At 45.8% G+C, this 14,642-nt stretch carries 11 protein-coding genes and 2 pseudogenes; 2 read left to right on the top strand and 11 right to left on the bottom strand.

The genetic code is table 11. From position 1 onward, the window contains the following. Nucleotides 1-195: 195 nt before the first annotated feature. Nucleotides 196-426 (bottom strand): annotated as a pseudogene (locus tag PAT9B_RS31085) (VOC family protein); the annotation flags it as partial. A 523-nt stretch (nt 427-949) separates the two neighbouring features. Between PAT9B_RS31085 and PAT9B_RS31080 the strand changes: the two are divergent. Next, the gene (locus PAT9B_RS31080) at nt 950-1,735 is read left to right on the top strand and encodes a hypothetical protein (RefSeq protein WP_013508213.1); all 786 of its coding nucleotides are present in this window, start codon (nt 950-952) and stop codon (nt 1,733-1,735) included. Between the two features lie 363 nt (nt 1,736-2,098). Here the strand turns inward: PAT9B_RS31080 and PAT9B_RS05195 are convergent, their stop codons facing one another. The 3 genes from PAT9B_RS05195 to PAT9B_RS30890 form a co-directional block, all read right to left on the bottom strand. Then, entirely contained in the window at nt 2,099-2,422 is a 324-nt protein-coding gene (locus tag PAT9B_RS05195) for a DNA-binding transcriptional regulator (RefSeq protein ID WP_013508211.1), read from the bottom strand. Continuing rightward, nucleotides 2,406-2,765, bottom strand: a complete 360-nt coding sequence (locus PAT9B_RS05190) for a type II toxin-antitoxin system RelE/ParE family toxin (RefSeq protein WP_013508210.1) — start codon at nt 2,763-2,765, stop codon at nt 2,406-2,408. Before PAT9B_RS05190 ends, PAT9B_RS05195 begins: the two co-directional genes overlap by 17 nt. Before the next feature lie 466 nt (nt 2,766-3,231). Next, entirely contained in the window at nt 3,232-3,405 is a 174-nt protein-coding gene (locus tag PAT9B_RS30890) for a hypothetical protein (RefSeq protein WP_013508209.1), read from the bottom strand. 883 nt (nt 3,406-4,288) lie between these two features. On the opposite strand from PAT9B_RS30890, the pseudogene PAT9B_RS05185 reads away from it, so the two are divergent. Further along, nucleotides 4,289-5,125 (top strand): annotated as a pseudogene (locus PAT9B_RS05185) (AAA family ATPase); the annotation flags it as partial. 624 nt (nt 5,126-5,749) lie between these two features. Here PAT9B_RS05185 and PAT9B_RS31075 read toward each other — a convergent pair. The 7 genes from PAT9B_RS31075 to PAT9B_RS05150 form a co-directional block, all read right to left on the bottom strand. After that, a complete protein-coding gene (locus PAT9B_RS31075) occupies nt 5,750-6,127 on the bottom strand; it encodes a DUF6527 family protein (RefSeq protein WP_369700781.1) in 378 nt (125 codons plus the stop codon). Between the two features lie 77 nt (nt 6,128-6,204). Next, on the bottom strand, nt 6,205-7,380 hold the full coding sequence (locus PAT9B_RS05175; RefSeq protein WP_013508206.1) for a ThiF family adenylyltransferase: 1,176 nt from the start codon (nt 7,378-7,380) through the stop codon (nt 6,205-6,207). Further along, entirely contained in the window at nt 7,355-8,110 is a 756-nt protein-coding gene (locus tag PAT9B_RS05170) for a multiubiquitin domain-containing protein (RefSeq protein WP_013508205.1), read from the bottom strand. Before PAT9B_RS05170 ends, PAT9B_RS05175 begins: the two co-directional genes overlap by 26 nt. A gap of 83 nt (nt 8,111-8,193) precedes the next feature. Next, complete coding sequence (locus PAT9B_RS05165; RefSeq protein WP_013508204.1) at nt 8,194-11,586, bottom strand: UvrD-helicase domain-containing protein; 3,393 nt, start codon at nt 11,584-11,586, stop codon at nt 8,194-8,196. A gap of 1 nt (nt 11,587) precedes the next feature. Next, nucleotides 11,588-12,169 carry a hypothetical protein gene (locus PAT9B_RS05160; RefSeq protein WP_013508203.1) on the bottom strand — a complete coding sequence of 194 codons (582 nt, stop codon included), beginning with the start codon at nt 12,167-12,169 and terminating at the stop codon, nt 11,588-11,590. Beyond that, on the bottom strand, nt 12,166-12,942 hold the full coding sequence (locus PAT9B_RS05155) for a sigma-70 family RNA polymerase sigma factor (protein ID WP_223300459.1): 777 nt from the start codon (nt 12,940-12,942) through the stop codon (nt 12,166-12,168). The genes PAT9B_RS05160 and PAT9B_RS05155 overlap by 4 nt, the downstream gene beginning before the upstream one ends. Before the next feature lie 464 nt (nt 12,943-13,406). Further along, nucleotides 13,407-14,600: a tyrosine-type recombinase/integrase gene (locus PAT9B_RS05150; RefSeq protein ID WP_013508201.1), complete on the bottom strand. Its 1,194-nt coding sequence runs from the start codon at nt 14,598-14,600 to the stop codon at nt 13,407-13,409. Nucleotides 14,601-14,642 lie beyond the last annotated feature (42 nt).

Here is a 14,642-nt window from a genome sequence, read left to right as displayed (position 1 = left end):
GTTCAATTTTGATCATGCCCCCGCGGATGCCCCCAATTTTTGTGGTGACAGAGGTTTTCGTACAAAAAACACCGATAAAAGCACGGTCACCAAGGAGTTACCTGAACTGGCATATAGTCTTTGGGGGATAGCCGTAACCGGTTTAACAATGCCGAAGAAATACAGAACTACGCAGGGATTGCACCTGTAACCTCGCTAAATGTACTGACTGAAACGTAGGAGGTAACCATCAGGATCCTGCACGAGAAACTCTCTCTGGCATGCTGTCGTTTCTCCGGTACTGTAGTGATTATCACGCAGATCTCGATAAAGCGTTATTCCATGCGCATACACACGGGCAAGTATCTGCTCAATATCGTCCACTTCTATCTGGAAATTAACGCCACGCCCCAGCGGCCTGACGAGTTCAGCCGTGTTCCATCCCTCCTCCATCAAATGACTTGTGCGGGACTCGTGGCTTAGTCACAATCGGGCAACTCGCGACTATTTAGAAGAGAAGAGTGAATATCCTCTCCACGCCTATTGCACGCAGTGCGTGATATGAAATGTAAGCCTGCAAAGTGCCATAAGTAGACTTTGCTGTCTTGTCGTGAAACCAGAGGGAATAATGGCATTGGCAGGCTGAAGATTGCATCCATATGGATAACCAGGGACCAAGCGAGTATCAGAGCGTGAGCAACGACTCTAACAACATCATTACTCTGATAAATTCATTATTAATACATTTAGAAAATGATTGTGTTATTACCTGATAAGTTTCGTTAGGTAATGCGGGGAATAAAAAACGGATAAATGTATAAAATCAATTTGATTAGCTTACACATCATGCTATAAAATATTATCTTACCTCGGCTAAATGCTAAAGATAACTCATGAAAAAGAAATAAAACGCAAAAGTATTCCTTGACAATATGAATGTAACATAAGTCAGAACTAAAATGAGTGACAAATGATATATAAAAACACTATTAATAAGGTTACAGCTTTTAACTCTAAACTTGACACTCCTCAAAAAATAATAAGAAACCTTATCATTGCAGTTGCCATATTTTTTCTTATTGATTTTCTAGGATTAGACAGTTTCCGGAAGGGCTTCTTCATCCTAACTTTGATATACTGGAGTTTTTCAGTTTTCCATGGCCTGATTAGCATATACAAAAAAGTATATCAAACAACATTAGGAAAATGGGCTTTGATATTAGGAGGCACGCTTTGCTTGAATTTTTCCCTATGCCTTTCGGGTATGGTGATCAATGATATAACTTCTGTTTCACCCACAAACTTCCCTCACTCCTTAATATTCATTTCGGCAGCGATGATTCCTTTGATCGTCCCTCTCGGTATGATCCTACTGTTCACGGTTATTTTTGTATCAGCACCTATTTGGGGGTGGTTGTTTGTGTATGATGATAAACTTAAGAAATTTTTAATGCCTGGATATGAGCCGAACCAACAGAGATTTTTGCATAAAACCACTTTGATAATACAAATTATATCGGTAATAACCTATTGTGCATTTATTTTTCAACTTGCGCGACTCACTGGTAACGATTATATATCTTATATCAATAGCAAATCTCAAGGTATGATTTACACGCTCGAAATGTTTGATAAAAGTCCATGTATCAACATTAAGGTAGGTAAGGTTTCCTTTTTAGGTGATGACAATGTACTGGTTGCGACTAAAGACAATGATAAATATTCCTTCAAAGTCATTAAATGCGAGATGAAATAAAACAAACCCGCTTTATCATGGATATAGCACCCTATTCCGATGAGGGACGCTTCCCCGTCGCCTTAGCTATTTCATATTCTGGGATCTAAGAGGTTTATAAACTACTTCAACTTTAGCGACCATAAAAATTTTCATCATCTCAACTTTGCCATCATGGATCGCTTTGAAATCAATCTTCTCCTTATCGGAGAGTATGTTGTGTTCGTATCGCATAAGCAGTTCCGTCATTGGTTGAAAGTTAGGCTATGCCCTAGGCTGTCCCTTAATGTCTGAGCCGTATTCTAAAAATGTATACCTATAAAATTATCACTCGCCAGAAGTAATGAGCATACCCCCGGTGATGATATTGCCGTAATTGCCTGCTTAAATTAACACTTCCAGCCCATGCTTTTGCACAACAGAGAGCAGCTTCAAAGACATCCCGCTTGGGCGCTTCATCCCTGTTTCCCATTTCTGAATAGTCGAAACGCTAGTATTCAGATAACGAGCGAAAACCGGCTGACTCACGTTGAGCTTTTCACGTAATCTTTTTATTTCAGATGGTTGTAGTTCTTCCACATCTTCGATGCAGGTTGCATCAAAGCTACGCATGGTTTCCTGTGGGATCACACCAGCTTTAAACATACCGGCAGCTGCACTATGGATAGCTTCAAATGCAGGGCTTTTGAATTTAGTTTTTGCAGTCATGGCAAATCTCCACCAGTTCTTTAATCTTCATGAGTGCTGCAATGTTCTGATCTGAGAGAGCAGCGTAATGCTTTGCCAGTTCACGAAACCCAGATAGTTCCTGAGAATCAATGTTTGCCATGTCCTGCTTGGCAAACAGAAAAGCGTATATCCAGCGTGTCCCGCCTTTCGCCAAAATGATTGAGCGGTCACGATTGTGGTTCAAGCGCTTTTTGTATACTCCACCACCTAGGTTATCGCCTTTACCTTCAACAACATCCATTATGGCCTGACATAGCTCGCTATCTCTGATGGCATGCGATTTAGCTGCCTTGGTAAACCATTTTGTTTTGAACACACGCATTATGTAGACATCCTGTCGGTTTCTAGTGTAGCACCAAGTGCTATGTTTGTCTTTTTTTCGCTAGATGAAAAACATCTTGATGGCAAAATTATTACCTTATTGATCTTGATCGGAATTGAATGATAAAAATTAACAAATTGATTTATAAGTAAATCATTATTTTTGTACACTCTGAAGTGCCTCCGGCTTTTTGGTGGCAACTGCTATTTGTACAAAAAACATGAACCTCAGCGTGTCCCGTCGGCTACTGAGGATATCAATGTGACTTGATACAAGAGATAGCTCAGATTTGAACTGATAATTTTTCAGGCTAAAGCCCCCTCCTTGATCTGCCAACCTGCATTATGTTAGATACGTTTGTTCATCATAAATGACATAGTTTGTTAAATGATTGAGGAATGGTGAATAAAACATGCGATATTTAGTTAATAAAAAACAACATGAAAATTTATCAACGCTAATTTGATCATGCGAATCGAGCAAGTTCTCGCTTCTTTTCCGGCCCAACTAAATCCATATCTTTTTCGTTTTGACCAACTATGGCAAGCTTATTACCATCAATAGTGGTCCAGAACTCAGTGGAACGTTTCGCAGCAGCTATCGCTTTAGCAGAATCGATTTTTTTACTTTTCTCGATCATAATATTTCCTATTGGCCTTCAACCTTACAGTCCTGCCGCAAATCATATAGCAGAGTCGCAAAGATGTTAATCAATATATTAAGACTGGAGTTTACGAGATGACCATAAGTTAGGAATACAACTTACACCCCCTTGTAATAAGGATTTCAAAAAAAAAATAAATAGCACTTACTCCACGTAGTTAAAAAGCTCCATAGTTATAACCACTTAAAAACAAGAAACTGAGCATTAAAAACAATAAAAGATATTTTAAAATGAAGAAAATAAAAAATTTTTTTGGTATGCATAATTTTGTTTTCTAACTATCTAGCTTAAACAGGCTATATCTAATCTCTCACAACTTCTCTCACTTAATCTCCCTTGAAACCTATCGGGAGTTGTCGTAGATTCGGCCACGAACACCCGCTGTCTACGACAGCCATCCAATGCTTCTGCACTCTGAGAGAAGCGCCTTCGGGTGAGTGCTAGTCAATGTTTCGTATGACCTGAGAGAAACGCCTTCAGGTGGTTAAATATCCTTGTATCCTGAAAGAGGATGCCCTTGTGGCGGAACCCCTTTTTAACCTTTGAGAATTGGAATCTCAATTGTGATTAAGGTCTGGATCTAAGATCCATTACACCACGTCAAACGGCTTATAATGAGCGTTTTGACCGTCAGCCAGAATCACACCCGTGTGATTCTGGCTCTGATGATTCACTACTACTCGTGAGCAACGGCCTTCTAAGCCGTAGGTCTCACGCAAAGCTGTATTCATATACTCCATCGGGATTGCTCCTTACATCCTGCTATTTGCATATCACTTTATGCCGCGTATTAAACTCTGCTGGCTGCGCCTTGCTATGCCGTCAGGCATCTGCATGCGCCTGCCCTGCTGCGTGTTAATACGTGGTTGGTGAAGGCGGTATCGGTGTTCCCCGCCGTATCCGGGCATGGGAAGAAACTCTGAACGGCGGAAGTCCAATCGATTCGCTGTACCGTGTCGATTGCCCCATCTTCCCGGCCAGCCCGGAAAGTGTTCAGCAGGTGATCAAAGCGGCCAATGACGTTAAAGCTGCAACCGGCATGCCGGTAAGGTTGATTATCCTCGATACCCTCGCCCGCTGCTTTGGCGGTTCCGATGAAAACGCGGCGAAAGATATGGGCGCGTTTATCCAGGGCTGTGAATACATCAAGGCAGCAACGCAGGCCACCGTGCTGATTATTCATCATTCAGGTAAAGATCAGGACAGAGGCGCGCGCGGTTCCAGTGCGTTCCGTGCAGCGCTGGATGTTGAATTTAATGTGTGTCGGGAAGGTGAAGGTGGTGCGCTGATCCTCAGTTGCACCAAGATGAAAGATGCAGAGGAGCCACCACGCCAGGCTTACGACCTTTTTCCGGTAGACCTCTATGTCGATAACGATGGCGACCAGGTCAGTTCTTTGGTCCTGAAGGACGAAGGAAGACCGGTCAATGAGTCGGATGATGAATGCAATGCTGAATTGGCCGGAATTTCACGTTTGACTGAAAACCATCTGGCGCTATGGAAAGCCATTCGTTTGCGCGCTGCCAACGGTGAACCATGCACTCGTGCTTTGCTTCGTGATGATATGAGAAAAATGGGGTTCGATGTTTCCAAGAAATTTAACCGCTGGCTGGAAAAACTGGTAAGAGACGGCCTGGTAATTTGCGATGGTGAACATGTCAGGCCACTTTGTCAGGGTCTTAAAGTGGGGGATTAAATGGGGCACATGTGGGGGAAGAAGTATCAGTCACCACTTTTTGAGCTGAATTCCCCCACTCCCCATCTGTATATATACGCTAAGTGGGGTAAAGATTAAAATCATTAATAAACAATATGTTATAGCAACATCAAAAAATGACGTGGGGGAAAGGTGGGACGCCTGCAAAGTGGGGGTGAAGTGGGGGAATATGAGAACTAACCGCCACATAATCTGGCATTTTTTAAAATCAAATTACGGTACAAATCTAACTAGTAGCTATGAGCGAAAAACGGAAGTCCGAAATCGTTCTCACAGATGATGTAGTTATTACTAACATTGGCCTGTGTTATTCAACAGGGAGATTGTCACCTGCATCACGTTAAATAGGCTAGACCTTAGAGTAGTAAGTTATACCGCACTTAACATAAGAGAAGAAAAAAGTGATTTTTTTATATCAATTATTTATCACTCTATTTATTGGGGGGCGTATTACCGCCCCAACTTTTTTAGTTGTTTAGAATGTTTAGCTTTCGTGGTCGCGGATACATACGGTCAAGTTTCGCGGTTATTACAGCATAAAGAGGGCGATAAACGATCCGTTCCCAGTATACAGCTCTAGCAACGTGAAAGACTTTTAAAACCCTAACCCAACCACCGACGTAACTTGGCCCAAATGGTCTCCTTATTGGCCATTGTTCCAGCGGGCACATTGATAGGTTTCTGTTTCAACTCATCAGCAGCTGCATTCGATTCAGTTTGTGAGTAATAGCGCGCCTTAGCCGCTTTGTCGCGACGCTTCTCCGCATCAATCTTAGCTTTGTCCCAGGGACCAGCTTCTATCACCCGGTTACCTTGAATCACATAGTGCGATCTACAGGGCAGGTTCCAGTTACCGACCGATGGCCAAAGTGATATTGTCTCGCCGTCAAATGTTAGCTTCCAGTCCGTTGGAGTCAGCGGTGTGACTACTTCAAGGCCACAGCCGCAACAGCAACAGTGGACCACGGTGCCGTACTCCATTGAAACGTACAACATGCCAGGTTCAAGTTGGCGCGGAACCCCCTTTACGAAGCAGGGGGTAAGCTGGCTATGACGCATCATATCGAGTCACCGTTAAGCAACATATTCCCGTCAGTCGTATAGGAACAATGGTGCTCATTTTCAAGATCACGATAAAAGCCGAGGAGTTTCTTCCATTTGATTACGGCAAGTGCTGCATTCAACATATTTAACTCGGCGACTTGAATATTTGAAGCGTAAACATTTTCTGCGCCACTCTCCTTGAAAGACACACGGGTGCGAATATGTTCACGCTTCTCTGGAGTGCTGGTCGTCACCCTCAGGATGCCACCAAGCGATCCATCCACCAACTCCAGCCCCATTCCCACGTCTACGAATGACACACCCATATCTTCCAGCTTTTGCATCGCTAAACGTTTTGGCTCACCTGCGTCCATGCAAAGGAAGGCAAAGGTGATTCCATCCAAGAGATTAAGATTATCCAGGCTTATCTGTACTGCATGCGTAACGATATGCCGGTGCATCTGACCGTAAATTCCCGCCAAGTAATCTACTTTCTTCGGCACTTCCCTGAGAGTGTTAATGGACGGGGCGCCAGGTGCGCGAAAAGCGTTGTGCTGAAGAAAATCATCACCATCGATGAGACGTATCTCACTAACCGGCGTTTTAGCTATTTGGTCCAGTATGTAGGAACCTGTGCCACCGACTCCAATGATGGCAATGTGCTGACCTTCAAGTCGTGCAGTTAATGCCCCGATCCCGACCCGGTCAGATGCAGTTTCAAGATAGTTAAATACGCCCCCTTCCTCCTCATCAGGGGTTTTAAAAACACGTGGACTAACGCCAGGTTTGAGGGTTGCGGCGTGGCCAGAAATGATCGTCGCATAGGTGGACATCTTCTGATGGTAGTCACTATAACCTTCAGGCCCTGGCTTACTGGAGAATAAGTGCTGAGCAGACAGTCCATGCCCAAGATTTACTGCTTCACTCTGATGAAAAATAGCCTGAATGCGTCCCCCCTGGGAAGTGCATGGAAATTCTCCATCAAAGTGAATTGTATGTGGTTCTGGTTTTTGAGTAACGTCGCCAGACATGCAAAGGCTCGATATAAGCGTGCCGGTTTTAACTTCCCGTTGCGCGTTAACATAAGGCACGTCACGCATGACCAGGAAACCACCCACAATGTGTACGTGGTAACCTTCTTCGCGCAAGCGCTTCAGATCGCTATTAAGATTGAATGGTGCGGCCGACATTGATTACGCTCCCATTTTTCACTTCGATAAAGGCACCTGCAGCTAACTCACCACTGTGTGGTTTTGAGCTCGCTCCACGATATGTAATTGAATATACGATCTCAGCAGTTGGGGCTTCACCTGGATATGCGATAGCCACAAATTGCTCGAAAGTTTGATGACTATCGCTGACCTGAACTTCACGTCCATTAACGACGATATCAATCTTTGGTTTACGCTTTGGCGCCGTTACAAAGTGTTCAATTCCCGGAGTCGTAAGATCCACCGCCTCATTCGGTTCAATCTGGCGATCATCACCACCACGGATAACCATAAATACGGCATCGCCGTCGCCTGGTTTTGCCAGTTCATAAAGTGCTGCCCCCGAAATTGCAGGTTTACCCCATGATACTTGGCTGTCGTTTACAGTAAGTTTGAAATCACGATCGGTCTGGAAGGCCACGAAACGTTCAGCGCCATGACCGCGTAAATCGAAAGGTTCATCAAGGCGCAGATCTTCAAAGTCTCCCGTCTGAAGAATGGCGAAGAGGCTATAGTCATCATTTGCACGCAGACCCGCAGCAATCAGAATTTGTCGACCCAGTGGAACTGGGTCATTGACTACAATTGCGTGAAAATCCAGGTTTTCCTGCGCAAACAGGATGCGGTAGGCATTTGCCGGACGCAGCTCGCGGCCTTCGCGAATCGCTTCTCCGACATCGTCGATATTGTTAATATTTTGGCTGTTCATGTTTTGCATATCCTTGAGTTTGGCCAGATGATGTCTGGCTCTAATACTCAATCGATGCAGCTCTACCAAAGCGGTAAATTATTTTAGAATTTTTTTTGAAGCGCGCCTGGAGGGGTCAATCCGCAGACGAAAAATGCCGGGCAGGAGGGACAGACCCGGGATGATGATTCGGCGGGAAATACACCCCGGCTTATAGAGTCTAAGGCAACATGAAGCTTTTCCTGCCGGTTATGTAGCACCTTAGTGCTCAGATCAATCGGCGTTACAGTCTTATCAGAAAGATGAACTAACTCCACTATCGCGTCAGGAAAGGCTCTCCGTGCTGCCAGTATAAAAGCGGCTGCGCCAAGGTCCGATTCTTCTTTATCTCTTTTATGTCCGGTTCTAACCCGGCGAAAAGTACGTCGCCCATCTGAGTAAATCAACACATCGTCAGGTTGTACAGTGATAGGAATATCCCCAAACTTCATCGTGAGTACACTGGGTGTTTCAGGGGCATGACCTTCGCGAATTGAATTAAAATATCTAACCATGTCAAGTGCCAGAGACTTAAACTCAGGGGCATATCCGTGCTCAGCCAGACCTTCAACTTTGAGAGCTTGCTCAACGCTGCCTTCTATATTCGTAATTATCGTAGACTCTGCCTCGATCATATCCCTGAACACTTTTCGGACAGCATCGTGCATTTTTGAGAATGGGGTTGGTGATCGTCGCCCCCCGATTTGAAGGACGTGAGTATAGAAAAATCGTCGAGGACAAGATTCATAGAGGGAGACCTGATCGCCACTAAGTTTGAATTCTCCATCCGCAACCCAGTCTATTGGTAAAGATTCAGGAGGCTCAATGACCGGATGATGAGGCTCTATGTTTCTTTGAATCAGATTGGGCTCAATACGATCCAGATACTCAGATTTCCTTCGAGTACTACCTGCAGCGTTTCGTAGTGCAGCATAGAGGAATAACTGGTCCCTGGCTCTCGACAATGCAACATAGAATAAGCATTCTCTTTCCGCCTTGTGCTCCAGACTAAACTGCTCCCTGGCATTAGCCTTACTTCCAGCTATCATCCCATCGGGTGGTGGGCAGGCTTGCTTTTGCGTATAACCAGGAAGGGTATCTGCATTCATCCCCGGGACATGGACCACAGGAAATTCAAGCCCTTTTGAGCCATGTATAGTCATGAGGCGAACCGCGTCAATGCTTTGTGCTACTACCGGGAGTTGCCTGAGGTCACGATCGTCCCCGAGTCGGACTAAACGGCGGATGCGATCTAATGTGCGAGTGATAAATAACCCTTCGCCAGTTGAGGGCTGGACTCGCAAGAAATTAAGTAACTGCCAGGTTGCAATACATTGGGAGCGGTCACTACAACCTGAGGAAGTTGCCAGGCGAGCTACAATACGAGTCCTGTCTAAAAGTACAGTGGCCAGCACAGTCCAGGGTGAAGTATCGCCTTTAAAACCGTCCAGTGTTTTAATCAGCCGCTTTAAGGCAGTACGGCCATTTGCAGAGATTTGGAACTGATTTACTTTATCTCTCCAATCCCCCCAGTCATCTTCTTCACGCAGGCATGCAAGAATATTTCCGACATCTTCCAGCGACATCGTAAATTCTGGCAGGCAAGCCATCCTCACCAGGCCCATTGCGCGGCGATCCACTAAAAGGGAAAGCAGTGACAGCCAATCCTTTATCTCTGGACGCTCGAAAACACTGCCCAAGAAAAGAACAGGGATGCCTAAACGCTCAAGTTGTTGCCCAATTTCTGAGAGTTTTTCGTTGCCTGTACAGAGAACGGCCTGATCACGATATGGGTAACCGGCACCTCGCATTTCCTGTATAGCGTCCGCAAGAGCTGGTGACTGTTGAACGCCTTGTCCCACAAAGCGAAGCTCGGGTTTGCAGGCATTACTGCCCCGATTGGGGCGTAGCCAGCTATCAGCATCCCCTACAGCCATACCCACCGCAAATCTCGAAAATGTTGAAACTATTTCAGGTACAGATCGGTAGTTCATTTTTAACCGATATCGCACCCCACCTGGAAAATCTTCATTTCCAAAGCGCGTCATGTTAAATGAAGAGGCACCTCTAAAACGATAGATTGACTGCTTAGCATCCCCAACTGCCCACAAATTATTACCATTGCCACATATAGCTTTCAGCAGTCGCACGCTGCTGTGGTTGACATCCTGGTATTCGTCCACCAAAACGTGTTCATAGGTAGACTGGATATGGGAGCGAATAGCTTCATTTTCTTCAAGTAGCTTTACAGGTAATGAAACCAAATCCCCAAAGTCTATACATTCAGACTGTTGCTTAAGATTCTCATAAGCTGCGTACACCTTGGCGACTTCAATCGCTTTCTCTGCATCGGTAATAGCATCATTCTCAACAGCGCTATCGCGCATGGCCTGCGCCAGTTTCAGGTAGGTGCTTGCATCGACTACCTCGTCTTTAGCACGTGAAATGCCGGCGAGAAAATCCGCAATAATCCGGCTTGGATCATAAAGATTGCGGTAATGAACCAGTCCTAATTTTGGGAACTCATGCTCCAGCAATTCTACTGCTTCTGTACGATCCAACATCCGGGGGGATTGTGGCAGATTCAACTTATCGTGAAACCGGCGAACCAAATCGAGGCCGAATGAGTGGAAGGTACCGATCCACATTGCAGCTGCAGCACCGCTATCGACACGCGCAATTCTTTCAGCCATTTCTCCTGCCGCTTTATTTGAAAAAGTCAGCAAGAGAATTTTCCGGGGATCAACCCCTTCATTAAGCAATCCTTTTACACGGCCTACCAATGTCTGTGTTTTTCCCGTGCCAGGTCCGGCTTCAAGCAAAAAAGCAACACCACGATGGGCTGCGGCTTTAGCCTGCTCATCGTTTAAAGGAAATTCAATTGCTGACTCTTGATTTTCAGGCAAAGTTGGGGGCAACAGTAGTGCATCAAAAAGTTGTTGAGCAACAACGTCAAATGGCGCTCCAAGCTTTTCGGCAATACTTGAAGCACTTTGGCCCTCCAGATAAAGCGTTCTAACAAAATGTCTAGGTAGCAAAAACTCGCGCGCAAAAAGATCCATCTGGACCTCTCTTCGCTGTCTGCGACTGTAATCTACGACTCGCTCAACTCCCAGCGGGGAGGTCTCCGACGTCCTTGTGGGATCTGTCGTATAGCCCTGCTCATCCTCTTCGACATCATCGCCAAGTTCAGCGTGACCAATTTCATGAGCTACGAGGAATGCTTGCTCAAAAGGAGTTGCGCATTTTTCGTGGAGAATAAACTTCTCCTCTGGGATAAAACGAGCCCGTGCGCCCCTCAGGTTAGGCGATCCTTTTCTTGTTCTCTCTACATCAAGCCCTCGTCTTTTTGCTTCCGCAACAGCAAACTCATAGGGAGTCCATGGATTATGTCCAGAATCAACGGCCTGTTCATGTAGAGCAGCAGCGACCTTGCGAGCCAGTTCCACTGCTTGCACGTTATCTATCCTCTTCCATTAAGTTCCTGATTTCTTCCTCAGACATATCGGCATCCCGAAGCAGTAGTTCGAAAGTAATCTTCTCTGCATCACCCGGTTTAGAATCGGACTTATAACTCCCTACAACCTCCATGTGGGGCTGCTCGAGTGAGGTAAATAGCTGTTGCACACTGACCTGAAGTTGTTCAGCTAACCTGGCCAGAAAACCTTGGGGAACAGATTTGGCGACTACGTTTCGCTCTTTGAATGCCATTACTACCTGTCGAGGTATATCCAGTGATTTAGAGAGAGACCGCATTTCTTGAGCTGAGAGGTTAGCAAATGGATCCACCGCTGTTTTGCCCGGTGAATTCTGGATGCGAGTGACAGCAGAATTGATTATGCGGCGCTCGGACTCAGAGAGTGGCGCCTCATCTTCGATTGATATTCTGGCTATCTCACGAGACAGGTCAATGAGATCATTGGCATATTCGGGGAAGGCTGCAAGATACTTTTGCAGAGTCGCTTTTCCCACATCATGCTCTATGGAAAATGACTCAAGTACCTCTTCCAGGGATGCCTGAGGTGAAAGTCCAGTCATCATATTCCCCCTTCAAGCAGTTTAAGCAGACGTGCAAACGCCTTATTTTTCTGATTATGGATGGTCTTTTCAGACTTGTTAAGAGCCTTGGAAATCGTCATCTCATTTGGGTCGATGGAGTCTATCGGAAAATCTAATCGGATCATCTCAATGATTCGCTTTTGTAGATCGGGTAAAGTCTCAATCGTCGCATCAAGCTTGCGACAGTAATGAAAATTATTGAGATCTGTTTCCTCAAAAGGATTATAACCTTCAGAAACTGCTTCAACCTCTGAAGTGATGTCCTCTGAATCATTGTATTCCAGCTCAGTATTTCTTTTCTCTGACCGATAAGACTTCTGAAAGGCATCTTTTTTTAAACTTAAAAAAGCCATGTCAAAACGCAATTCAAAAATGTCCAACCGCTCTTCATACCCTACTTTATCAAGCATAAGCATCTCAACGAAACGGTCAAGAACACTCTCCTGAACGTCGCTGTTCAGCATTGACACTGAGTTTCCGCCTGGATTGACGGTTCGAGGAAGTTTCCTGAAAATTCGTTCTGAGAGAATCCTGAAGAGCGGGTCAAAAAGAGTTTGATTGGTCGGTGCGCTGCGTCGGACGAAGTAAAGAAGACATTCACTGGGCACATATTGCGGATGTGTCTTGCTCTGCTTGCACAGTTCGATCAAATCCTTATCTGGAAGAGTGCTTAATTCCACTAACCTAGTTTCGGTTTCAGGTAAGCGTGTGTACAGCTTTCCAGCCTCAGTTTGTTTTTGAAGAGGAACGATCAATGCAACCTCCATCAGAATACTTGTGTGTAGAAAAGGTGCCTTCAGCTCTGAGAACTAGCGCACCGAGGTGAAAAAATTATAATTAATAATGTGTTAACTCAATTATTATTTCATATTCTGCATTCTACACAGATTTGCTGGATTTAATAAACTCCACATCGCAGCAAAGTTTTTTGCCGGTATCAATTCTCAGCTTCTGAGTATATAGAGTTGCTCCATCACATCTGTCACCCTCTACGCGGAATTAATGATGTTGATTTTACTATATTTATTCCCAACTCCGCCTGAGGCAACGGTTTTCAGGGCAGCAATAATTTAGTGCTCAGTATAACGGTGTCAGGCATAGCATCTAATGTAGCAGTGCCAGCATGCACGAAGCCTCCAAAAATGAATTACTATATTATGCGAGATATCTCATAAGTTGTTGTTAGTGATACCTGCTTATAGCACATACCGACTTACCCCTATCCCTTTTGATTACCCCCATCCCGCAACCCATCCAAATAATCCGCATACCACTGCAACATCTCCCGCCGCCCATCCAGGTACTGCGCATGGTTGTACGTCCCGCGAATCGAATTCTTGTCCACATGTGCAAGCTGCACTTCAATCCACGCAGAGTTATACCCCTGCTCATGCAAAACCGTGCTCATGGTATGCCGGAACCCATGTCCGGTTGCCCGGCCATCATAGCCAACCCGTTTGATCACCTGATTAATCGTGGCTTCACTCATCGGCTTACCGGCATTGCTCCTGCCCGGAAACACATACTTCCCGCGCCCGGTGAGCTGCTGGATCTCTTCCAGCAACTCAACAGCCTGGCGCGACAGCGGCACCGAATGCTTACGCCGCATCTTCATGCGCCCTTCGGGGATCTCCCAGAGTCCTTTACTTAAATCGAACTCACGCCACTCCGCAGCGCGTAACTCAATAGTTCGCGTCCCTGTCAGCATCAGCAACCGCGTGGCGTACTGAGTCATCTTACTGCCGCTATAGCCACACAACGCGCGCAGAAACGCGCCTATCTCGTTATTCAACAGATGAGGAAAATGCTTCTGCTTCGGGGATTTCAGTGCACCCGCCAGTTCAGAAACGGGGTTGTACTCCGCCCTGCCAGTAACAATGGCGTAGACATAAATCTGACTACACGCCTGGCGGGTTTTCTTCAGCTTATCCAGCACGCCGCGTTGTTCCATTTTCCGCAGCACCGCCAGCATCAGCATCGGTGTGATTTCAGTGACCGGCATTTTGCCGATATGAGGAAAAATATCTTTGCGCAGGTATTCCAGAATGTCGTCAGCATAGCCTTGCGACCAGTTAGCCCGCTTTGTCCCATGCCATTCCCGCGCCATCGCTTCAAAGTTGTTGTTAACCGCGAGGATTTTGGCCTGCTTCGCTTCCTGCTTGGCCGCGCCGGGATCACCACCGGCTGCGAGTATCCTTTTCGCGTCTTCGCGCTTTCCGCGCGCCTGCGCCAGCGTAACCGCAGGATAGAGGCCAAACACCACGCGCTTTTCTTTTCCTGCAAAGCGGTATTTCAGCCGCCAGCTTTTACCACCAGTGGGGAAGATTTCGAGGTACAGACCACCGCCGTCAGCCAGTTTCCAGGCTTTGTCTTTCGGCTTGGCAGTCTCGATTTGACGGACGTTGAGCTTCATTTGGGGGCATTTCACTCCATTGAACAGGCCAGTGTCCCCAAG

Source organism: Pantoea sp. At-9b, from assembly GCF_000175935.2.
GTDB lineage: Bacteria > Pseudomonadota > Gammaproteobacteria > Enterobacterales > Enterobacteriaceae > Pantoea.
Note: the sequence above shows the minus strand (reverse complement) of the source record. Positions and strands in the feature narration are given on the sequence as shown.

What these genes read in the sequence shown, in the direction of transcription:
- PAT9B_RS31080 (WP_013508213.1), top strand. Translation starts at nt 950, where the DNA reads ATGATATATAAAAACACTATTAATAAGGTTACAGCTTTTAACTCTAAA.
- PAT9B_RS05195 (WP_013508211.1), bottom strand. Translation starts at nt 2,422, where the DNA reads ATGACTGCAAAAACTAAATTCAAAAGCCCTGCATTTGAAGCTATCCAT.
- PAT9B_RS05190 (WP_013508210.1), bottom strand. Translation starts at nt 2,765, where the DNA reads ATGCGTGTGTTCAAAACAAAATGGTTTACCAAGGCAGCTAAATCGCAT.
- PAT9B_RS30890 (WP_013508209.1), bottom strand. Translation starts at nt 3,405, where the DNA reads ATGATCGAGAAAAGTAAAAAAATCGATTCTGCTAAAGCGATAGCTGCT.
- PAT9B_RS31075 (WP_369700781.1), bottom strand. Translation starts at nt 6,127, where the DNA reads ATGGAGTACGGCACCGTGGTCCACTGTTGCTGTTGCGGCTGTGGCCTT.
- PAT9B_RS05175 (WP_013508206.1), bottom strand. Translation starts at nt 7,380, where the DNA reads ATGTCGGCCGCACCATTCAATCTTAATAGCGATCTGAAGCGCTTGCGC.
- PAT9B_RS05170 (WP_013508205.1), bottom strand. Translation starts at nt 8,110, where the DNA reads ATGAACAGCCAAAATATTAACAATATCGACGATGTCGGAGAAGCGATT.
- PAT9B_RS05160 (WP_013508203.1), bottom strand. Translation starts at nt 12,169, where the DNA reads ATGATGACTGGACTTTCACCTCAGGCATCCCTGGAAGAGGTACTTGAG.
- PAT9B_RS05150 (WP_013508201.1), bottom strand. Translation starts at nt 14,600, where the DNA reads ATGAAGCTCAACGTCCGTCAAATCGAGACTGCCAAGCCGAAAGACAAA.